Raw genomic sequence first — 21307 nt, 5'->3', positions numbered from 1 at the left:
GACGACGTCGACATCTTTCCGCTTCTCCAGTTCGAAGTGGTCAAGGACGACTATGTCGGGCATCGCTGAACGCGCGGGGCGTGAATGACAACGCGGCCGGTATCCGAAACCGGGGGCTGGCGATCACAGAGCCTGAAACCCTGACCACACCACCCAGCCATGCGTGAGACGGAGCCGCTCGCCTTGATCATCCTGGACACGAACATCCTGACGAAGTCCGGCATCGACAGCGCCACCACGGATCTGGTCAAGATCATCAGGGCGTCCGGCATTGAGCGCGTGGCCGTGCCATGGGTGGTGCTGGAGGAGTTGACGGCACATCGGGCAGTGCCGTACCGCCGGAAGTACGAGGCGGCGGAAGCGGCCCTGCGCAGCCTCACGGAAGGAACGCCGTGGCCGATCCGCGTGCCGCTGCCGCAGATGGATCTACAGCGCTTCCAAGAAGAGTGGCGTGAGAAGTGGCTCGACGTGGTCGATCTCGTCCCAACGAGCGAGGCCGCGCTCAAGCAGGCATTGATCCGGGAGGCGAACCTCCTGCCGCCATGCAAGCAGGTCACCATCAACGAGGGCGGCGACACGGCAAAGATCGGCGGGCGGGACGCCGCGATCTGGCTCACGGCCGTCGAGTACGCGCGGGAGAACCCTGACGAGACGGTCTACTTCGTCAGCAAGAACACGACGGACTTCGGCGACGGGGACGCCTTCCCGTACCCGATGAACGAGGACCTCGCCGACATCGAGGATCGGTTCGTGCTCCTCACCACCTGGCACGCCCTCGTGGAGAAGTTCGCACAGCAGACCGACGACGCCGACGAGGCCGCGGTACGTTCTATCCTCCAGGCACCGGAAAGCCTCAGCGCGATCGAGGCTGAGGCCATTCGTCTGATGCTCGTGCCGCCGAGCCTAGAAGGGCCGGGCTTCGAGGGCACTATGGGCTTCTTCGTCGAGGGCGAGGGCACGCTGCTTGATACCGACACCGTGCGGGTGCTGGGCTGGGCTGTGCCCCCGTTCGTCGCATTCGATCAAGCAACCGATCTGAAGGCCTACCGCATCGGGGATCATGTCTGGTGCATGGCTACCGTGCGGTGGGTCCTGAGCGGGCCCGCTGCCCTGAGAAACACCCTCCGAATTCAGGGCGTCGGGTGTATCTGGGAGACCCGCGTCCTCGTGAGCACGACGAACGCTGACGCCCGGCTCACTGTCCTGCGAAGTCAGGGCACTCGTGCGCTGCCCGCGGGACACTTCTCCGTGCTGTCCTCAGAGCTCGCTGATTACACCAACCTCATCAGCCACGAGCGCAGGTGGATGGAAGTTCAACGCCTCCAGCTCTCTGGCCGCCGCACTGTGGAGAGGCTCATCGCGGAAGGCCGTCTGGACGTCCCTCTTCCTCCGCTGCGCTGAGCCTGGCCGGGTCGAAGTTGTCGCCCCGGCACGGCCGTTCCGCTGCTCACTAGCCGATCCTGCGCCCGTACGCCGACGCTGCGCCGCGCGGCCGACCGGTGGGCTGCGGGGTGTGGGGCGCGGACGATGGCGCCTTGGTTGGCCTCGGGGGGTCCGCCGTACACGCGGATGCAGGAGGCGTCAATTCGGCCTGGCGAGTCCGGGTCGGTGGACTACGACGTCGAGGTCGCCTACGCCAGGCAAGAGGGAGCACGGGGTCCCCCGGGGGGGCATGGCGATGTCCCGGGCCCCACACCGTTGGGGTCGAGATGCTCACCGCGGCGGGCACGCGCGGCGTGGACGGATTGTTGGAGTGCAGCCATGAGGTCGACGAGTTGCTCGCGCTGTGGCGGTGCGGAGGGCTGGGTGAGCTCACGGACGTGGACTTTGGCCTCGACGAGTTCGGCGAGGGCTTGGGCGTAGTGGTCGGTTAGGTCGTCAATGTCGCTCAGCTCGTCGGCGCTGAGGGTGTCGACGAGTTCGAGCGCGGCGGCCAGCTCGGCCTCGTTGATGTCGGCTGGGGCGGGCGCGATGCCGCTCTCGACGTCACGGACCTCCTCGGGCCAGAGCAGGCCGTTGAGGACCAGGACGTCGCCGAGCGGCCGGAGCATGCCGAGCCGCTCACGGTCCCCGCGGGTCGCGTACTTGACAATGGCGACCTGCGAGCGTCGCTTGAGGGCCCGTACGAGCAGGGTGTAGGGCCGGGCGGTGGCGGGGGAGCTGTCAGCGGCGAGGTAGTAGCCGCCAGCGCCGATCTCCCGGGGGTCGATCCGGGCGGCGGGGATGGCGGCGACCAACTGGATGGCGCGTGCGGTGGCGATCGGCAGGTTGTCGAGGTCGGCGTCGGTGAGCGGCACAATGCCGGTGGGCGTCTCGTAGCCGCGGCCTATCTGGTGCTCGGCGAGAGCCTGCCCGTCGAGCTCGCACACCTTGCGATAGCGGATGCGTCCGAGGCAGCCGCCGGCGGTGTGGACTAGGTGCAGTGGCGTCGTGCTGCACTCGGTCGCCTTGACCAGGCCGACGGGTACGGAGATCAATCCGAACACGATGTGGCCGTTCCAGATGACGGGCCCCGGCATGACGGCTGCCCTCCCTCATACCCCCCCTAGTGAGCTGGGCTTTCATGCTATGCCGCAGGTGGTGGTGAAGCGTTCGGTGTCTCGCCTATGTTGCATGAGGGCTCATCGGTTCGGACCGAACCCGCACAACGTGCACAGCCGTACGCCTGCCTTCTCGGCAGCGTCCAAAACCCGGTCTGCCTTGAGCACCGGCGCTCCGCGCGGCGCCTCGTCACAGTCCGGAGCGTGCAGGACTCCGCGTCGGGCCCGCACTCCCCCTCCAGCTGCTGCAACACTCAGCCCGTCGGCCGGCGCGGCCCGCGGATCCCAGCGGCCTCCGTCGATCTGGCAGACAGCTCGCGGGCTCCACCGTCCGCCGCCGTGATGTTGGCGACCTTCTTGCTGGATTTGCGCGTGCCAACCCGGCCCACTCCCGCGTCGGCGCGACTGTGACTCCGACGGGCACCACATGCGGCCTCCCGTCGGGATGCATCGTGGGTCAGCGTACACAGATGGTATTCGCTTCAGAACGCAGAGTACTCAAGCGCCTGGCTGATTTTCTTGCTCCGCGCGGTCGGGAGCGGACCGCGAGGTGCCGCCCGGATTTACGCAGAAGTGACCCCTTCCACACACAACGCGAGGCCACCGCTATGCGCCATTCATAGAACTCTGTTCCTATTTGTCGGGCACTAGAGATCTCAAATAGATAACAGAAGTATGCGCTTGCTACGTCACACCGATCAATATGAACACAAGTGAATCCGCACTTCAGAGCCTTGATCGAATTCGGGAATGGTGGATTTGGCGGGTTTTTTCGCCACCTTCGCCCCATTCAAGAGATGTCGCTTTCCGGCCTTGATCTCGGGTGGCCTCACGTAGGGTCCGAGACAGTTCCCGCGCCCCCCACCAAGGGACCTTCCCCAAGCCAGTTGCTCGTTCGCGCTAGCGATGACACGTGTCGGCAAGGGGCAAGCGCGGCGTGGCGGTTCCGTCACCGAGGACGGCGTGGGCCATTTGGCCAACGCCTCTCCAGGTCCGTGATCATCTTCGTGGAGTCAGCCCGGGAACCGAACATCGTTGACCCGTGGTGGCTGTCGCCCGGCTAGGAGCAAGGGCCTCGACCAGCCGGTACGAAGGGATTGCTCACATGTCTCTGGGAGAGAGCCTCCGCGGCACTCAGGAAACCGGGCCGCCTGCGCCTGAGAGAGCGAGCCGCCGCCGCTTGGGACGGTGGCGTACGGCAGAACGGCGGACGGTGGAGCGCAGGCTCCACAACCGACTGCGGAAGGAGTTGCGCAGTCTGGGCATTCGCCCTCCGCTGAATGTGGAGGAGTTGGCCAGGGCCCTCGGCGAGAGGCGCGGGCGCCCGATCGTCCTTCACGCCGTCCCGCTGCCGGTGCCAGGCCCCTCGGGGATGTGGCTCGAAATGCCGGAGATGGACTTCATCCTCTACCAGCAGCACACGGCCCGGTGGCACCAGCTCCAGATCATCCTCCACGAACTGCTGCACATCATCGTCGCGGAGTGGGAGGGGGACACCCCGGAAGCGCTCTCGGACGACTTCATCGAAGACTTCGTGGAGAACTTGGCGGGCCTCATTCCTGTAGTGGATCCGAAGCTGATCCGGCGCGTCGCCATGCGTTGCTCGTATGAGGACAAGACGGAGTGCTCGGTCGAGCTCGCTGCGACGATCATCCTGGAGTGGTCCTCTGTCGTCGACGCGCTGCCGCCGTTGTCGGATGACCCGGAGGTCCGCCGGGTGCAGGCTGCTCTTGGTGACCGGCGGGGGTGGCTGTAAGCCATGGCAAGGTACCTTCCGCTGATCATCGCCGCTGCCGTCGTGTGGAGACTGTTTCTGTGGTCGCGCGCCCCGCGCGACGCTCCCACCCGGTCGGTTGCCCTCACCCTCCTGAGCGTGTGCCTGTCGTATGCAGTGGCCAGGCCAGGGGGCGCCCATGGCCTCGACATCATGGCGGGGCACGACATCGCGCGGCTGGTCCAGAACCTGTTTCTGCTGCTCGCGTGCTACTTCCTGATGTGCTTCTACCTGTACTCGGCCGACGAGCCGGTGGCTCGGCGTCGAGCCCGGGTGGAGGGCGCCGTCGTCGCCCTGGTCTCGGCAGTGATCACTGTGGCGGCCCTGACCGTTCCGCTGGGGGCGCTGAGCGGGCCGAGCCGCACGATGGACATGACGATCCCGCAGGTCGCCGTCTTCTACCTCTGCGCGGGCCTGTACATGACGTACGCGATCGGGATGGCCGCACGGTGGTCCACCCCCTATGCCCGCAAATCTGGTCGGCCTCACGCCACCGGGCTGTGGATTACCGCGGTCGGCCTCGGCGGGATGTCGGTTGCCTGCGCCGTCCGGGCGGTCTTCACCGTCGTCCGCTGGAGCGGAGGGGCCGTGCCGCACCAGCTCACGATCTCGGCAGCGGTCTTGCTGACGGTGTCGAACCTGGCCTTCGTCGCGGGCGTCACCTATTCGGCCCTGCGCGCGAGGATCACCGCCACCCGGCTGTGGCTGCGTCGGCGCCGGCATCACCGTCAGCTCACTTCGCTGTGGGAGCTGCTGATCGAGGTCTACCCGCAGAACGAGCTGAAGCCCGCGTCCCGCACGCTGTGGGATCGGTGGCGGGCGCGTGGCGTACACCGCCGCTACACCCGGCGGATAGTGGAATGCCAGGATGGACTGGTCCGTATCAGCCCCTACTTGTTCCATGAGGGGGAGGAAGCTGACTTGCGCCGCCTGGAGGCTGCCGAACTGGCCATACGGCTCCGGCGTGCCTACGGCGCGATCAAGCAGGGCGCTCCGGCGCCGACGACGGCTCCCCAGGCGTTGAAGCAGGCAAACGATCAGAACGCGGATGTCGACCAGCTGATCGCGGTGTCGGACGCGCTGCGATTGACCGCGTGACCGTGAAAGAGACGGGGACAGGCGAGACGACATGCTGATCACCGCCGACCGGGTCCTGACCGGCTCCGGGACCTACCTGGAAGACGGTGCCGTCCTCGTCGACGGTGACCGCATCACCGCCGTCGGGCCTCGCGCACAGTTCGCCGGCCACTCCCGCGCGCTGGGGGCAGAGCTCTCGTTTCCCGGTGCCACGGTCATGCCCGGGCTCATCGACGCCCACGTGCATCTGGTGTTCGACGGCAGCGCCGATCCGCTGGCCACCTTCAACGCATCGAGCGACGAGCAGCTGCTGCGCGACATGCGGCGACGCGCGGAACAGCTGTTGTCGAGTGGTGTGACCACGGTCCGTGACCTGGGCGACCGCAACGGACTGGCCCTCCGCCTTCAAGAGGAGATCAGCCGGGGCGGAACCCCCGGTCCCCGGATCGTGTCCGCGGGCACACCCGCGACAACTCCCGGTGGCCATTGCCATTTCCTCGGCGGTGAGGTCGGTGGCGAGGCCGCGATTCGTGATCTGGTACGGCGCAACCTTGCGGCGGGTGCGGGAGTGATCAAGGTGATGGCGAGCGGGGGCGGCCTGACGAAGGACGGACCGCCGAGCTGGCAGAGCCAGTTCTCCGCGGACGAGCTGCGGACCCTGGTGGAGGAAGCGCATCAAGCTGGCGCGCCGGTGGCCGCGCACGCACACGGGGCGGACAGCATCGCGGCGGTCGTGGATGCGGGCGTGGACACCATTGAGCACTGCACGTGGATGACCAAGGATGCCTTCGGCCTGCGTCAGGACGTCCTGAAGAAGATTATCGAGCGGGGCATCGCGGTCTGCCCGGCCGTCAGTCCGCACTGGCAGATGGTGGCCCGCCATTTCGGCGAGGAGCGGACGAAGGTGTTGTTCGGGCAGGTTCGGCAGATGGCCGAGGCCGGCGTCAGGCTCATCGCCGGGACCGACGCCGGAGTGCAGCGGACCGGCTTCGAGAACTCGCTTGCCGGGGCGCTCCCCTTCTACGCGCACGTGGGTATGCCGACCGACAGGATTCTCGACATGGTCACTGCCCACGCGGCCGACGCTCTTGGGCTCGGTGGGTCAGTGGGCCGTATCAAGTCCGGGCTCCGCGCGGATCTGGTGGTCGTCGACGGTAATCCTCTGGCCGATCTTGGGGCGCTCAGGGAGATCCGTGCCGTGATCACGGCAGGATGTGTAAAGGACCCGGGCTCGTCAGCGGAGTAGAGCGGTAGCTGCGGCGGCGGCGCGCACAGAGTTGGGCGGGCTACTTCCCGCTCTCGGCTTCCTTCTCCGTCATCTCCTGCGCGAGTTGGGTGACCAGCGCCATCACGTTGGGCGGCAGACCCTCCGGTCCCAGACCCCGGGCCTTGATCCTTCCGACCAGCCCTTGTTTGTGGGCAGCGATTAGCTTGAGCCCTTCGTAGACCTGGGCGGCGACGGCCTCGTCCGATTTGAAGTACATCTCCGATACACCGACAACCGTGGCCAGCGCGTCCAGGACACCGGGAGGCGCCGTCTCCTTGGCACCGGTGCGCAGACCTTCGAAGTCCTCTGCCGTCAGGACCTCCGCCCCGAGATGGGCGTTCACATCGGCAGCCATCTCGGCATCCGACGGAGGGCCCTGGGGACCCGGGTAGGACCGCTGAAGGATGAAGGTGATCTTCTCGGCCAGCGAGGCCGGCGGCCTGTCCAAGTCCGCAGCGGCAGAGCCTTGGTCTGGTCCGGGCTCCCTTCCCCCTCGCTTCTTCTCTTCCGCCGCGGCGATGGATCGCTCCTGGGCCCGCAGCAGCTCTGCCGTGCTCACGCCATACCTCTCCGCGAGGAGCGGGACATACCTGTCCTTGAGCCGGCGCTCACCACGCTCCGCTGCGGCCACCGGGCCGGCGCTCTTCATTTGGATCACAGGTGCCGTCTCGTACTGGTAGAGGCCGGCATCGCAGCGCAGGTCCGTGAGATCGGGCAGGCCATCACGGGGGAAGAGGTCGTCCAGGTTTTCCTTGAAGAACTTTGCCAGGGCAGGAAGCTTTTCCTGGTCCGGCACGGACGTTCCGAGCTCCCACCCGGCCACCGTGTTGTCTGCGACGCCGACGGCTCGGGCCACATCGGCCTGCGGGACCTCGCGGGCTCGCCGCACGGAGCGCACACGACCTCTGTCGAAGCGTCGAGCAGCCATCAGAACCAGAACCTCATTTTTCGGCAAACCGAAGAAACATCGACCCGTTGACTTTTTTAGCCAGTCGCGATAGTTTCAGTTTAGCGAAAAAAGAGGGGACTCGCACCCCCTCCGCCTTCGCTCACCCGCCGTTCACCATCTGGCGTGCGGTGGGGTGGAGGGTGAGCCCGGTACGTGCTTCGCACATGACCCGCGCCCCCTCAAAACGCCATCGGCGTCCGAGAGTTCGCACCTCCCGGACGCCAGACAGCTCGTGACTTGCGCCCCTACTGAGGTGCTAGTCACGCGAAACGGCCACTCCGTGTCCCTCGCACGGCACTAGCGGAGTGGCCTACCAACACAGAGGAGTGTCGCATGTCCCCTACTCAGGACTGCAACCCCAAGCCGGACACCGCTCCGGCTCGCGCTGAGCGGCTGGCAGCCCAGCTCGCGTCGATGCTGCCCGGGGCCGCCGTTGTCCAGGTTCGCCTTCAGGGCCCTCGGACCCTGTGGCCCCATCTGGGGCTCAAGGCCATCAACGACTGCGGAACGGCTCTTCGCGTTCCTCGCGCCAAGTCCCTCACGATCGCAAGGTGGATCATCCGCTCGTTCCCGCACGCGGGCTGGACGACCGCAGGCCACGCATTCGACCTGCGAACGGCGAAACTCCACGGCTTGGACGCGTGATGGCATCTGTCGCCCACCCGGACACGAGTACCGCACCCTTCGGACCCAGTGAGCTGCAAGGACTCGCAGCAGTCCTGAACCTCCTGGGGCGTGTCAGCGACTTCGAGGCTCTGATCGACAAGCTCCCGACCAGCCCACGCGACAACCGCCTGCACATCGGATACGCGGAAGCTGCTGAGCGTCTGAACATTCCTGAGAAGTGGCTGCGCGAACGAATCTCCACACTTCCTCACCGGAAGTTCGGGAAGTTCGTCCAGTTTGCCGAGGAAGACCTTCGCGCAATCTCTGAAATGCATCTCGTGAAGCCTGTTACCGAAAAGCTGAGCGCAGCGGCCCAAATTCCGCTTCAGCCATCCAGGCGATCACGAAAGCGTTCCTGACTCCTCTCCGTGTACTCGCTCCATTCTTGAAGCGAGTGCCGCAATCATCGTGAGTTCAAATGAGCACAGACATATACGGGCTTTCCGAGGCTGCACGGCAGGGTAATTGGTCACCTCTCCTCAGGGAAGCCGAAAAGGTCCCGAGCAAGCATTGGGCAGAAGATGCCAACTGCGCCGCCGAGGACACAGATACTTTTCTCCCTTTCGGAGACGGGCCTCGGGAAGATCCTGAGGAGGTAAAGGAGCAGCTGGGACCCGAGCTGGTCCGGCCTCTCAATCTCTGCTCTTCCTGCCCGCTGCCTATCGCGGCCCGATGCCTGGTCGATTCGATCAGGCACGACGATGAGTGGGGTATCCGCGCAGGACTCCTCGCTTCAGAGAGGTCAGCGCTTCGGGCCACGTGGAAGGACCGCGTGGACGAAAAGACAGTGCAGGGCGCTCTGAGGGGTGCAACCGCGCCGCTTACCAAGAATGAGCGCAAAGCGGCAGTCAAGCGTTTCGTGGCAGATCAGACTCTGGATTCGGCAGCCGTCGCCCGAGGGCTCGGAATCACCCACGAATATCTGCTCAAGCTTGCCTGGCGCGAGCGGCAGCGCTCCAAGCAGACAGCCTCTCCATCGGCCGATCAGGAAGCCGACGCCGCCTGACACGCGCCTCATCTAGAGGAACCATTCTTCACGCAGGAGCATTTCTCTGCGCTTCCGGGAGATTTCCCATGCCTCAGAACAACTCTGCCTCTTTGCCGAGCGCGAACCTCCGTGACGATATTCACGCCGTCGCCCCAACAGCAGCCTTGGTCCGCATTTTTCCGGAGTACCGGGCTGTTACCCACATCTTCGAAGATGACTTCTACCGCGTGTGCGCTTCCCGGGAAATCGAGAGAGAAGTGACGCGCATGATCAGGCAGAAGTTCGGTCACACCGCCGACTGGCGTCGTGCACACGATTTCTTCCTGCCCACGGGCACGCTGTATCTCACCCCTGAACCGAATCGGATCGGATTCGTACCGGAGGACGATCTCAGCTTTGGGCTTGCGCCCGCGCGCCTCATAGCAATATGCGACGGGAGCAACTAGTGAGTGATATAGCCACAGAACTGGTCTGGTCACAGTCGAAGTCCTGCCGTGGTTCACGTCTTGTAATGCTCGCGCTGGCACGCATGGCGGACGACATGGGCAGAGCTACCCTCACTCTGGAAGAGATTTCGCGCCTGACCCGTCTTACGGCCCGTTCTATCACCAAATGCCTCGGCGAGTTGGCTGCTCTTGGTGAGCTGAGCCATCAGCGTGGCGGCGGGGCTTCCAATCCCAACAGCTACTCAATTCTCCTCTTCAACCGGTCCCGGGACGACTCCCAGCAGTCTGGTACGGAACTTCCCACTTCGGCCGCTGATGAGGGGATAGATGGAACGACGTTCCAGGAAGTCCCTTCCCAGAAACCCGCTGAAGGTCCTGGAAGGGGGAAGTCTCTGTCACGCGAGTCAGAAGTTTCTTCCTCGCGTACGCGTGGTGGTAATACTCCCTCTGGGAGTATTACCACTTCTCAAAAGCAAGCTAGCTTGCCTACTCAGTACCGGAGAACCCACGCTTCGGGGCAGGGGCCGGTAACAGTTCCGGACGCAGCTAATGAGCTTGTGTCCGCGATTACGAGCGCCGGGATGCTCGTTGGATGGCGCCTCACGGAATCCGAATGGGATCGGGTAACAGCTCTCGTGGGCCGGTGGGGACATGAACGGCTGGTCGAGATGGTTGCGCGGCGTTGGAATCCGGACCGCCCGCCTCAGTCGGCCCGCTATCTGCTCCGTATTTGGGCGGATCTCCCGGCCGATGCCCTCGCTGCTGCGAAGCCCGGCAACGTCGTACCCATTCGACGCGCGCCAGGCAGATGGGCGCCTTTCCAGAACACAGCGAAGCCCAGCGCCTACCAGAACGGATTTTGATCATGGCGGAGCCGGAACGTGTGAGCAGCGCCGGATCAATGCGCGCCATCGAGCGAATACTTACTGCGAGAGGAATCCAAGTCGTGCCAGAGAGCCTTGGCTTCGAGCCGCCGGAAGAAAATCCCGGCGACCAGGCATGGCACCGACGCGCTCGTGCCGAGTACGCGCTGAACCGATGGCGCACCGCTACCCCGCCTCGCTTTCGCGATGCCGAGGCAACGGTGCCGGAGGTCGCGGCCTGGGCAGATCACACTCTGACGGACAACGCATCTGCGGGCGGCCTGCTTCTCAGCGGCCACACTGGGACGGGCAAGACGCACCAGGCGTACGGCGCCTTGCGCAGGATCGCGGCCGGCGGTCCGGACAAGTTCGAGCTGATCGCCGTGAACAGCGCGGACATGTACGGAAGCCTGCGGCCCACACAGGTCCTGGGTGCTGCCGAACGGGAGCTGCGGCGCCTCTGCGAAGTGCAGTACCTGCTGCTTGACGATCTCGGTACGGCGAAGACCTCGGAATGGACCGAGGAGATCACCTACCGGCTCATCAACTACCGGTACAACCACTGCCTGCCGACGATCATTACGTCCAACCTGCCAGCCCGCGACGACGCGGGGCCGGACCTGACCGACTTCGTCGGCGCTCGGGTGGCGAGCCGCCTCGCCGAGATGGTGACGACGCTCGTACCCATGATCGGGGACGACCGGCGTCGTGGTGGGAGGGCGGCCTGATGCCCGTCCGTATTCGCGGAGCCGACTGGTCCGCTTCCCTCGCGCCTACCCCGTGCGTGTTCGTGGGCTATGGCAGCCGGTACGCCAACCCCTTCAGCAAAGGGGATCGTGGCCCATCGCTACTCGGTCAGCCGATGGACGCAGCGGACGTCGTGGATCTCTTCGCCGCCACCCTCCAAGGCCCGGTCGGCCGCCGGTACGCCGAGCAGTTCGCGAGCGAGCTGCACGGCTTCGACCTGATGTGCACCTGCCCCCTCGACATGCCCTGTCACGCGGACGTCCTGCTGCGTATCGCCAACGGCCCCGGCTTCGCTGACGAAGCCTGCACCGCGTTCAACCTGAAAGGCCGCAACCGATGAGTCACCCGATCATGATCGCTGCGGCCAATCGCCTCACGCGCGCCGAGGAACGTCGCACGGCCGCGCGGGAGAACGCCTTCCGGACCTGGGGGCCCCGCTCAATCGCGGCAGCGTCGAAGTATGCACGCCGCCTCCTGGGCGACGAGGCGGTGACGCTCGACTGGGAGGTGCTGGGACTCCTTTCCTTCGAGGAACACCTCCAAGCGTTTGCGCCCCTCGACACCGTCGCAGGTCAGCACCTGGAGCTGTACTACACCGATGAAGGCGGCACGGAACGCCTCCAGTTGCGGGTGTCCTGTGCGAGCTGCCCCAGTCAGCACGTGCACGACGTGACGTCCCTCGAACAGCTCGGGCAGTTGCTCTCACAGACACCGGCCTGGCAGTCGATCGACCCGCGCAACGGAGGCACGCTCTGATGTCTCACGCCCACATACTCCCGACGGACGCTGAGTCGCAGACCGCAGGCAGCTTGCGCCCGATGACGGCCTGGGACAGAACGGCGATCGTCCTCCTTGGCTCGGCCGGCTTCGCCTTCTCTTACGACGCGCTACGGCAAATCGCCGTCGCGATCCACGCGCGCGAGAGCCTGTCCTATCTCTTCCCGGTGTTCGTCGACGGGTTCATTGCGTACGGCGTGCGCGCGATCGTGCTCCTCCGCAACCGCCACTTCGGTGCGCGCCTGTACGCCTGGGTCCTCTTTCTGGCGGCCACCGGAGCGAGTCTCGGAGCTAATGCTCTTCACGCCATCACTCTGAACCACGGACCGCAAGCCGGACGGTCCGCACTGCACCTCTCGGACAGCGTGGTCGGGGTCCTTTCGACCCTCGCGCCGTTGGCGCTGGCGGGGTCTGTCCACCTCTACATCCTGATGGCGCGGACCGCCGAACACACGGTCCGGGACCGAGCAGACGACGGTCCGGGACCGGTCCGCGGCAACGTTCGTCCCGAACACGATGATGCCCACTGGACCACGGCTGTCCGCCTGGTGCCCGAAGTCCAGGCACCGGAGGCGCAAGGCGATGGAACCGGTCCGTCCGCGCCGGACGGACCTACCGGAATCCGGGTTGACCTGCACAAACACGGTCTGCCGCTTGCGGACACAGCTCATCTCGCGCCCGATGAGCTGCCGGGCCTCGCACCGTCCCCGGTGTCTGCGGACGGCTCCGGCGAGGCACGGGACGAGTCGGACGGACAGCTGCTTCACGTCGCGGACCAGGAGTCGGCGACGCCGTGCGCGACGGTGACGCCCTACCCGGCTGCGGCGCCGGTCCGCGTCTCGGCGGACGGGGAAACGCCGCCCGTCCCGGACGGCATTGAGTCCCCGCAGGACCGGAAGGCTGAAGACAGCTGGCTGGACGACGTCATGCCGATCGCACGCGCCGCCGCCAGTCAGGTCGGACGCATCAGCCGGGACGCCTTGAAGGAACACATCCGAGCGCACACGGAGCTCGGCAACGATCGCATGGGCGTTGTCCTCGCTCGCCTCAAGGAAGAGGAGAAGGCCGCAGCGAAGGAAGCCGCCGCTGCCTCCAGCGCTCCCCAGTGATCTCATCTACAACGTGCCTCCCGGCCGCTGCCCGCTCACTGGGCATCGGCCGGGGACGGCCAACGGACCAGGAAGGAAGCATCATGTGGCGAGGCCGCCCGAACCACACAGAGGAGTCCAACCGTCTCGAAGCCGTGTCACCGACAACGGCCCTGAGGAACCACCTCCTGAGCGGCGGTCGCCTTTCGCCTGTCCACGTGCCGGACCTCCCCTTGGCCGAGGGCGAGACAGCCTTTGCCGATCTCGTGGCTACGACAGCACGGTTCTACGGCACTGAGCCCGCCTTTCCGCCCGACCGCCCCGCCGGGTACTACGAGGACCACCCGGCGTTCGGCCGGCGCTGGGTGCCCAATCCGCGGCTCGACGCCCGGCGCAGACGAGAGGCAGAAGCTGCGGCCAGTCCCCGCTGGCGCGACTTCACCCCGGCCCGGGTCGTCCTGACCTCCATGGGCCTTCGGATCAGGCCCGCTTACGCGCCGGAGACTTGGCTGCCGTTCGACCACTGCCTTCTCACACAGGTCGTGGTGGAGCCCCACGAGACCGTGCTCTCTTACAGCGTGTGCGCCCCGCTCCTTCTCGCCGGTCCAACCGCGTCCTGGCTCGGCATCGTCACCGAGCACATTTGGCACGCCGCCGCCTAACTGTGCTGTCTCATCAGGTTGGTGCCCCGGCCCGCGTCCCGTGCTGGGTCGCCACCTGCTCCAGCGCCGCGTAGAAGGCGCTGGCCCGCTGGCTGCGCGGGGGGCGTGCCCCGCACGGGCACTGCGGACCAGGGCCGTGCGGCCGTACGAGCCCGCTGAGTTTTACACGTCACTGCTACCAGATCACCCGATCCGGTCACGATCAGAAGAGCGCATTGTGCTCCGTTATCGGGAAGGTCGAGTCTGAAAGCATCGGAATCCTCAAGAAGGAGGCGATGTGGCGGGTTTTCCTTCGGTATGGCGGCGCAGTGTCGGGGTACTGATCGCGGTGCTGCTGGCGTTGGCGATGTTGCCGCAGACGGCGGCGAGGGCGACCTCAAAACTGGCGCCCACGGCCACGGCACAGGCCAACGGTTTCCCCGAGGGCTATTTCTTCATCCGCAACGCGGCCAGCGGTTTGGCGCTCGACGTCGACGGGGGTAGCACGGAGCCTGGAGCCTCGGTCATCCTCTGGCCGAGGAAGGCCGACGGCTACGACAACCAGCTGTGGAAATACGATCAAGGCTTCCTCGTGAACAAGGCGAGCGGGCTCGTCGTGGAAGTCCCGGGATATGAGGGCGGCGGCAACATCCAGCCAGGCACGCCAGTGGCGCAGGGCGAGCGACGAGAAAGGCCGGACAATCTCAACCAGCTCTGGGCGGAAAATTACCGCCACATGATGCCGTACGACCCCAAGGTCACCCTCTGGGGAGAAGGCGGCAATGTCTCCCTTCCAGGCACCAGGGTGGTCGTGGATACCTCCTTTTCTAACGAAGTGACACAGGAATGGGAGTTTGAAATGCCATAACACGGAAGCGCGCTGCCGCCTGCCCGGTCACCACCGTGGCCGGGCAGGCAGGGCTGATGCGTTCTCACCACCGACCACTACCGGTCACGAACGACCACGCACTCCAACTACTCGATCTTGAAATCTGAGAACGCATCAGCCCTGGCGCACCGGTGAGTAACCAACCTCCCGAGATACCACAGATAACCGCGAGTCGGGCCAACATCTCCTCCACACCGAGAAGTCGGAACCTAATTCTTGGAATTAGGTTCCGACTTTTTTGTTGATTCGAGTTGTCCGCAGACCCCTGCAATGATTCAGGCACGGCCAGCGCCACAGCTAACTGGCTATCGCTGGAGACTCGCCATTACAACGGATCTCCACTTCTGGGAGGGGCTGATCGACCTTGATATGAGTAACGGCTAACGCCACATCACCCTGCTGAATACTCACTGCCCACGGATACAGGAAGCGCACCCAAGCATCGAGCGCACGGATATTCGCCCGGCAGGTCGGAGAAGGGGCTATGTGCGCCCCTCGATCCACGCATCGGATTCCCGGCAATCGCCGGTAGAAGCCCGCGGGAGAGCTTCCCCCACTCCTGCGAAGGGGTGTTGCGGTCCCCTGGTCAGGGACCGCAACACCCGCTCTCCCCCTAGAACACTGCACCAAGGTCGTGGTTCCCTCATGCCTAAATCCAGGCGTTTCATAAATCCATGGGTCGGAATAGGAGCCGTCTGCTGTCTTGCGGCTCTGTCAGTCGGCTGCTCCAGCTCGGCGGACGCCGCCTCGAAGGCGGCAAGCCCGCAGCACCGCTCCGTCAGCGTGGGCATCGCCGAGACGTCCACCCCGAGCGCAGAAAGCTTCGCGCCAGCACCAAGCACAGCCCTGCCCAAGGATGTTGAGCGCACAGCGCGGGCGTTCACCACGGCCTATGCGGAGCACGATGCCCGCGACGGCAAGGACAGGTCCTATGCGGACGCCGGCGCTCGCGCAGCCAAGCTCGTTTCCGGTGAGCTCGCGAGCGTCCTCGCCCAGAAGAGGCCGAGCCAGGACGCCGCATGGGCAGCCCTTCGTGCTGAAAGGGCCCGCCAGACCGTAAAGATCGACTCCGTGGTAGTTCCCGACGGAGCTCCCTCTGTTAGCTCGTCCTCGGCCCTTGTCCGAGTCGGCTACACAGTCAGCACGACCCCGAAGTCCGGACAGGTGCGACAGAGCCGCGACCACCTGGTCGTGCGTCTGGAGCACAGCTCCGCAGGCTGGCGCGTCACGGCTCTGCCGTGGGCGTGACGGGGGCGGGATGAACAAGGGCATCCACTTCGGTCTGGGGCTCTTCGCACTCACGGTCGTTTCGACTATCACTCTGCTGACCACATTCGGCGGGGCTGACAGCGCCTCCGCTCAGGAGACCGGCCCGGGCGGCAGCATCACGACGGACGCCCCCGTTCCGGGCTGGGTCCGAGCGCTGATCAGCAAGCACGCGGGCGAGTGTCCGCAGGTCACTGCATCACTCCTGGCGGCTCAGCTCTACACCGAGAGCAAGTTCGATCCGGATGCGAAGTCTCGGGTCGGGGCACTCGGTATCGCACAGTTCATGCCTGCGACCTGGTCTCAGCACGGTGTGGACGGGGACGGGGACGGCGTCAAGGACATCCGTAACCCGGCTGATGCCATCGCGGCCCAGGCGAAGTACGACTGCACGCTCGCCAGAGAGGTCAAAGAGGTACCGGGCGACTCGACGGACAACATGCTCGCCGCGTACAACGCCGGCGGCCCTGCTGTGATCGACTTCGGCGGCATCCCGCCGTATCCCGAGACACGCAACTACGTACGGGACATTCGGCAGTTGGCGGAGAAGTGGGCCGACGCAGTCCAGCCCAACGCTCCGGCTGGCAAAGGCGCCGCCCGCGCGATCTCCGCCGCGAAGACTGCCCTGGGCAGCTGGTACCGGTGGGGCGGCGGCTGCGTCAAGCCGTACGAGGGCGCGAACGGCTGCGACTGCTCCTCGCTGACCAAGATGGCCTGGAAGCAGGCAGGCGTGAACCTTCCCCGGGTCACCTACGACCAGGTTCATGCCGGGACGGCGGTCAAGAGCGTCTCCCAACTGCGCCCCGGTGACCTCCTATTCAGCGTTCCGGGCAGAGCTGGCCCGGAGCACGTCGGGATGTACATCGGCGACGGCCAGGTCATCGATGCCCCGCACACCGGGGCGAAGGTCCGGATCAAACCGCTCAGTTTCTGGAAGCCGCAGATCATCGCGATGCGGCACGTCGGATGACCACTGCGGAATCCCGTGTTCCATGTCGCTCTTAGCGAACTCCCACACATCGGATTCGCCTTACGCCCAGCCAGGATCCCAGCAATTTCTGGTCGATGAGGGCGCAGCCGCGCGGCCGGATTAGGCGAATTTCGCACGCCCCGTAATCACCCAATCAAGTCACTTCGAAAGGTAGGACTTTCATGAACCTGCATACCCCCGCCCGTCTGGCCACTTCGGGCCTGCTGGCCCTGTCGGTGGTCGCCGGCGCGACAGCAGCCACCACCGTGCCCGCCAGCGCCGCGGCCAGCAGCGTCGGTACGAAGGCTTGCACCGAGTGGGTCCACCTGAAGACCGATGTCTCCGCCACTGTGAAGCTTCGCAGCGGCCCGGGGACCAAGTACGTCGCAATGAAGCAGCTCTCCAAGGACACGAAGGTCTATTGGGACTGCAACCGCGGATCGACCGGCAGCGGGAAGTCCTGGGGCCACGTCCAGGTCAAGTCCGGCGTGAACAAGGGCAAGACCGGCTGGGTGGCCCGGACCTACATCAACACGCCGATGCAGCTCTCCTGAGGAATCCGGCGTGGAAAACGGCACCTGTGTGCCGAAGTTCTTCTGCACTCCTTCGGGCATGCAGATCCTCGTGAATACTCATCTGACGAAAAGGAATTCCATGAACCTACGCACTTCGCGTCTGGCCACTTCGGGTCTACTGACCCTTTCGCTGGTCGCTGGCGTGACAGCCGCCACCTCCGCAACTGCCAACGCCGCGGTCAGCAGCGTCGGCAAGAAGGCATGCACCGAGTCGGTGAAGTTGAACACCAGGGTTTCCGCCACCGTGAAATTCAGGACGGGGCCCGGGGTCAAGTGTCTGGCGAAGGGGCAACTCGCTGAGGACACGCGGGTCTATTGGGGGTGCAACCGTGGTTCCACGGGCTCCAACAAGAGCTGGTCGTACGTGAAGGTGAAGAACGGCGTGCACGCGGGAAAGGTCGGCTGGGTGTCCCAGCGCTACGTACCCGTGCCGATGCAGCTCGACTGACCGAGCAATTCTCTCCGCTGCCGGGGAATCCGACCCATTCGATATCCAAAGCATCAGGGGAACCAATATGAGCAGCTTCCTATCTGCCGTCTCCGACTCTTCCTTGCACTCGACCCTCGCCGCCGGAGCCGACGTCGTGTCCGGCGTAAAGCCGGACTGGGGCCCCTTCGGCAAGCTCGGCGGGACGGCGAAGGTGATCCTCGGCGTCATCGCGGCTGTGGTGCTCGTCATCGGTGCCGGGGCGTTCCTCGCGGGTGTCGGCAAGAGCAAGGGCTGGTTCGGAGAGGGGCACTCCACGATGGAGAGCTCGCGCGGCAAGGGCATGATGGTCGGCGGGCTGACCTGCGTCTTCCTCGTGGCGTCCTTCGGCACGATCTTCGTCATCACGTACGGCATGGGTGTGTGACCCATGGCTTCTCGCTCCCGTAGAAGGACCGATCCGGCGATGCCGGCCGGCGCGAAGCGGTCGTCCGCAAAGCTCTGGGGCGTGGCTGTCGCTGGGGCGGCAGTCGTCACTGCGGCCGGGGTGATCGTCAGCCTCGCCACCGGCAGCCCGTCCGCTCCCGCTGCAGCGCAGTCGTCGCCCGCGCACTCCGTTCCGCGGGTGGGCGAGGAGCGCGTACGCACCGTGAACGGCGTACCCGTGGGCTATCCGCGCACGCAGGCCGGTGCCAAAGCGGCAGCGGCCAACTACACGACCGTCAGCGGCAGTGCCGCGTTCCTCACGAACAGGGGAGCGCGGCACCGCGCGGTGGCGGTAATGGCGAGCGACGCCGCCACCAAGGCTGTGACGAAGAAGGCCGACCAGGACGCGCGCCGCGTTGTCGGCGCACTTCGCGGCGACAACGCCAAGGTGCACCCGGAGCGGACCATCGCCCGCACCGGCGTGCTCGCCGCCCGCCTCCTCGGCTTCGATGATCACGGCGCGATGGTCCGGCTGTGGACGACGACCGTTCGGGGCAGCACAGCCGGGCACGCGACTCCGCGGGTGGGCTTCCAGTCGGTGACGGTCACGCTCTCCTGGGAGTCCAACGACTGGAAGCTGAGGGACAGTTCGGGCACGAGCGGGCTCGTGGCACCGATCGACGAGCGGCAGGCATCGAACGTCACGAGCGACTTCTCTGACTACGTCCCCTCGGCTGCCGACGACCCGGTCCTGAGCGGCTCCGCCGGGAGGAACGGCTTCCCGGCGAACTACGCCCGGGACGAGCACGGCGCCCACGCTGCTGCGGTCAGCGCCGCGATGCTCTTCGGCGACCCGAGGTTCTTCGTCAATGACGACTGGCGGCACAGGATGCTGGCGGCCACGGCCGCGCCGAGCGTGCTGGAGGCGGTCACCTCGGATGCGGACTCGACGGCACGCCTGGTCATGGAGAACCGCGGGGTCGGCGTCGACGGCAAGACCGCGGACGGCAGCGAGCTGGTCACGCGGACGGCGGCGCTCGCCACCCGCTCCATCTCGTACTCCGACCAGGCTGCGAGCGTCGAGTTGTGGACGGCGTCCGTGGGCGGAGTCGCTGGCAAGGTCGAGACCCAGCGCCCGCAGATCGCGTTTCTGCGTATGACCGTCGATCTGGTGTGGATCGACGGGACATGGAAGACGACGGCGGTAACGCCCTCCGAGCCGCTCGTGCCGTCGCCATCCGCTCTGCAGGAAGCCTCGCCGGCCGACAGATTCGCGGACGTGGGAGGTGCCAGCAATGCGCCTGCGCTTGCGTGATGACGCCCCTGGTCTCCTGAGCGTCGAGCGGGGCACGCCGGGCCGGTGGGGTCGCCGTCTTCAGACGGTGGTCTGGGTCAACGTGGTCCTCGGATTCGTCTTTGTTCCGTCCGCGGTGGCCAACCCGTTCTGCTACATCCCGATGGTGTGCGAGGCGAAGGCCGCGATCGATTTCGTCTCGGATCCGCTGGGCTTTCTGCTGCAGAAGCTCACCGACGCGAACATCTGGTTCCTGCGGAAGATGCTGGAACTGATCCAGAACACCACGAAGATCGATCTCACGAGCAGCGGGTTCCTGAAGCAGTACGCGATCATCTTCGCGGTCTCCAGTCTGCTCACAGTCGCCCTGTGGCTGATCGCCGTCGCGAAGCGGGCGGTACGCGGTGTCGCCCTGACCACCGCGATCTCCGAGGCGGTCGGCTTCCTGCTGCTCCAGTTCATCGTCAACGCCATGACCCCGGCTGCAATCGCCCTTCTGATGAAGGCGATTGACGAGGTCACCGCGATGTTCGAGCCGTACGCGACTTCGAACTTCAGGCCATTCCTGGAGAACATCCTCAAGACGATGGCGGCGAACCCGACGGGAGGCGTCGGTCAGCTGCTTGTCGTCAACCTGATCATGCTGATCGGCGCCCTGCTGATGTGGGTCGAGCTCCTGATCCGCAGTGCGGCGATCTACGTGGGCGTCGCGCTCGGCCCCATCGTGAACGCCGGACTCGTCGACAAGGATCTGTGGGGCAAGAGCAAGCGGTGGTTCGCTGCGATCTTCGCGATCGGGTTGAGCAAGCCGGTGCTCTTCGCCCTGCTCGGCCTGGGCGGCGCCCTGCTCAGTGACTCGTCAGGCAGCATGTCCGACGAGGTGTCCAAGACCCTGGTAGGCGCGCTGATCCTGCTGCTGGCCGTGTTCGCCTCAGCCACCCTCTACAAGTGGGTGCCTGCCTTCGGCGACGAGATGGCACAGCTCCATCACGACCGGAAGAGTGCCCAGTCCGCGGGCCCGGCTTCTGTGATCGACGGCCCCGGCCAGCATGCGAACCGGGCCATCAACTCGTACGTGCAGGATGCGCTGGTCGGGGGCGGCTCGAAGAGCACGGCGGCCAAGACGGCCGCGACGACGGGGGGCGGCGGTGTGGCTGCCGCCGGGCCGATCGGCGTTGCGGCCGCTGCGACCAAGGCGGGCGTAGACGTGGCGAGGAACAAGGCCGCCGCTTCTCCCGGCATGCAGGGCGCCGATGCAGTCAACGGCGGCTCCGGCCAGGACCAGGCACAGCACGGCGACGACAGCCGTGCCGGATCGGTCGGTGCACCAGCTGCTGCGCGCCCGGAGGGAGCCTCGTCCTCCCCTGTCGTCGGCTCGGCTCCGGACTGGGGATCAGCGGGCAGTCACGCTGCCTCCGGGCGTCCACCGGGCACTGGTGGAGCACCGATTCCGGCACCGCCGACCTCGACGCAGCCTCCCGCCTCGGCGGCGCCGACTTCACCCGCGATGCCTGCCTCCCCCACGTCCGCATCAGGAACTACCTCGGGCCCCGGGCCCTCGGTGACGCCCCCGCCGCCGTCGCGGCCGTCGGGCGGCCCACTGCCCGGCAGGCCGACCCCCAGCAAGGACCAGTGAC

Annotated in this window: 22 protein-coding genes and 1 pseudogene; 20 read left to right on the top strand and 3 right to left on the bottom strand. The window is 65.9% G+C overall.

The features are described 5' to 3' along the window. The first annotated feature begins 159 nt into the window (after positions 1–159). A complete protein-coding gene (locus AQJ67_RS24790) occupies positions 160–1401 on the top strand; it encodes a PIN domain-containing protein (RefSeq protein ID WP_062721276.1) in 1242 nt (413 codons plus the stop codon). A 230-nt stretch (positions 1402–1631) separates the two neighbouring features. On the opposite strand, the gene ku is transcribed toward AQJ67_RS24790, so the two are convergent. Beyond that, positions 1632–2519: a non-homologous end joining protein Ku gene (ku, locus tag AQJ67_RS24785; RefSeq protein ID WP_063807362.1), complete on the bottom strand. Its 888-nt coding sequence runs from the start codon at positions 2517–2519 to the stop codon at positions 1632–1634. 102 nt (positions 2520–2621) lie between these two features. Further along, a complete protein-coding gene (locus AQJ67_RS50755; RefSeq protein WP_425264180.1) occupies positions 2622–2969 on the bottom strand; it encodes a DUF6233 domain-containing protein in 348 nt (115 codons plus the stop codon). Between the two features lie 784 nt (positions 2970–3753). Between AQJ67_RS50755 and AQJ67_RS24780 the strand changes: the two genes are divergently transcribed. The 3 genes from AQJ67_RS24780 to AQJ67_RS24770 are packed head-to-tail and all read left to right on the top strand — an operon-like array spanning position 3754 to position 6637. Further along, positions 3754–4296: a hypothetical protein gene (locus AQJ67_RS24780; protein ID WP_062721275.1), complete on the top strand. Its 543-nt coding sequence runs from the start codon at positions 3754–3756 to the stop codon at positions 4294–4296. Positions 4297–4299: 3 nt separating this feature from the next. Continuing rightward, the gene (locus AQJ67_RS24775; RefSeq protein ID WP_062721274.1) at positions 4300–5412 is read left to right on the top strand and encodes an MAB_1171c family putative transporter; all 1113 of its coding nucleotides are present in this window, start codon (positions 4300–4302) and stop codon (positions 5410–5412) included. A gap of 31 nt (positions 5413–5443) precedes the next feature. Next, on the top strand, positions 5444–6637 hold the full coding sequence (locus AQJ67_RS24770) for an amidohydrolase family protein (RefSeq protein WP_062721273.1): 1194 nt from the start codon (positions 5444–5446) through the stop codon (positions 6635–6637). A 40-nt stretch (positions 6638–6677) separates the two neighbouring features. Here the strand turns inward: AQJ67_RS24770 and AQJ67_RS24765 are convergent, their stop codons facing one another. Next, positions 6678–7586 (bottom strand): helix-turn-helix transcriptional regulator, encoded by a 909-nt coding sequence (locus tag AQJ67_RS24765; RefSeq protein WP_062721272.1) that lies wholly within the window; start codon positions 7584–7586, stop codon positions 6678–6680. Positions 7587–8158: 572 nt separating this feature from the next. Here AQJ67_RS24765 and AQJ67_RS45545 point away from each other — a divergent pair. The 16 genes and pseudogenes from AQJ67_RS45545 (at position 8159) to AQJ67_RS24695 (ending at position 21306) form a co-directional block, all read left to right on the top strand. Beyond that, positions 8159–8632 carry a helix-turn-helix domain-containing protein gene (locus AQJ67_RS45545; RefSeq protein WP_244190586.1) on the top strand — a complete coding sequence of 158 codons (474 nt, stop codon included), beginning with the start codon at positions 8159–8161 and terminating at the stop codon, positions 8630–8632. A gap of 59 nt (positions 8633–8691) precedes the next feature. Then, positions 8692–9012 (top strand): annotated as a pseudogene (locus tag AQJ67_RS50750) (WhiB family transcriptional regulator); the annotation flags it as partial. Between the two features lie 33 nt (positions 9013–9045). Then, on the top strand, positions 9046–9279 hold the full coding sequence (locus tag AQJ67_RS49510; RefSeq protein ID WP_244190585.1) for a hypothetical protein: 234 nt from the start codon (positions 9046–9048) through the stop codon (positions 9277–9279). Between the two features lie 68 nt (positions 9280–9347). After that, a complete protein-coding gene (locus AQJ67_RS24750; protein WP_159058821.1) occupies positions 9348–9707 on the top strand; it encodes a hypothetical protein in 360 nt (119 codons plus the stop codon). An 865-nt stretch (positions 9708–10572) separates the two neighbouring features. Then, positions 10573–11298: an ATP-binding protein gene (locus tag AQJ67_RS24745; protein WP_079056144.1), complete on the top strand. Its 726-nt coding sequence runs from the start codon at positions 10573–10575 to the stop codon at positions 11296–11298. Further along, positions 11298–11657 carry a DUF4326 domain-containing protein gene (locus tag AQJ67_RS45535; protein WP_079056143.1) on the top strand — a complete coding sequence of 120 codons (360 nt, stop codon included), beginning with the start codon at positions 11298–11300 and terminating at the stop codon, positions 11655–11657. The genes AQJ67_RS24745 and AQJ67_RS45535 overlap by 1 nt, the downstream gene beginning before the upstream one ends. After that, positions 11654–12073 (top strand): DUF6195 family protein, encoded by a 420-nt coding sequence (locus tag AQJ67_RS24735; RefSeq protein ID WP_062721266.1) that lies wholly within the window; start codon positions 11654–11656, stop codon positions 12071–12073. Before AQJ67_RS45535 ends, AQJ67_RS24735 begins: the two co-directional genes overlap by 4 nt. A 62-nt stretch (positions 12074–12135) precedes the next feature. Continuing rightward, a complete protein-coding gene (locus tag AQJ67_RS24730; protein ID WP_079056170.1) occupies positions 12136–13203 on the top strand; it encodes a DUF2637 domain-containing protein in 1068 nt (355 codons plus the stop codon). Positions 13204–13448: 245 nt separating this feature from the next. Beyond that, positions 13449–13844 (top strand): hypothetical protein, encoded by a 396-nt coding sequence (locus tag AQJ67_RS24725; RefSeq protein WP_244190584.1) that lies wholly within the window; start codon positions 13449–13451, stop codon positions 13842–13844. A gap of 277 nt (positions 13845–14121) precedes the next feature. Next, positions 14122–14691: an RICIN domain-containing protein gene (locus tag AQJ67_RS24720; RefSeq protein WP_062721263.1), complete on the top strand. Its 570-nt coding sequence runs from the start codon at positions 14122–14124 to the stop codon at positions 14689–14691. 1279 nt (positions 14692–15970) lie between these two features. Beyond that, positions 15971–16948: a bifunctional lytic transglycosylase/C40 family peptidase gene (locus tag AQJ67_RS24715; protein WP_062721262.1), complete on the top strand. Its 978-nt coding sequence runs from the start codon at positions 15971–15973 to the stop codon at positions 16946–16948. Positions 16949–17130: 182 nt separating this feature from the next. Beyond that, positions 17131–17502: an SH3 domain-containing protein gene (locus AQJ67_RS24710; protein ID WP_063807360.1), complete on the top strand. Its 372-nt coding sequence runs from the start codon at positions 17131–17133 to the stop codon at positions 17500–17502. A 10-nt stretch (positions 17503–17512) separates the two neighbouring features. Next, complete coding sequence (locus AQJ67_RS46970; RefSeq protein WP_208615036.1) at positions 17513–17971, top strand: SH3 domain-containing protein; 459 nt, start codon at positions 17513–17515, stop codon at positions 17969–17971. Between the two features lie 136 nt (positions 17972–18107). Next, positions 18108–18377, top strand: coding sequence for a hypothetical protein (locus AQJ67_RS24705; protein ID WP_244190583.1), 270 nt, complete (start codon positions 18108–18110; stop codon positions 18375–18377). 81 nt (positions 18378–18458) lie between these two features. Then, positions 18459–19691 (top strand): hypothetical protein, encoded by a 1233-nt coding sequence (locus AQJ67_RS24700; RefSeq protein WP_244190582.1) that lies wholly within the window; start codon positions 18459–18461, stop codon positions 19689–19691. Then, positions 19672–21306 (top strand): hypothetical protein, encoded by a 1635-nt coding sequence (locus tag AQJ67_RS24695; protein ID WP_244190581.1) that lies wholly within the window; start codon positions 19672–19674, stop codon positions 21304–21306. Before AQJ67_RS24700 ends, AQJ67_RS24695 begins: the two co-directional genes overlap by 20 nt. Position 21307: the final 1 nt, after the last annotated feature.

It is taken from the genome of Streptomyces caeruleatus, assembly GCF_001514235.1.
GTDB classification, from domain to species: domain Bacteria; phylum Actinomycetota; class Actinomycetes; order Streptomycetales; family Streptomycetaceae; genus Streptomyces; species Streptomyces caeruleatus.
Note: the sequence above shows the minus strand (reverse complement) of the source record. Positions and strands in the feature narration are given on the sequence as shown.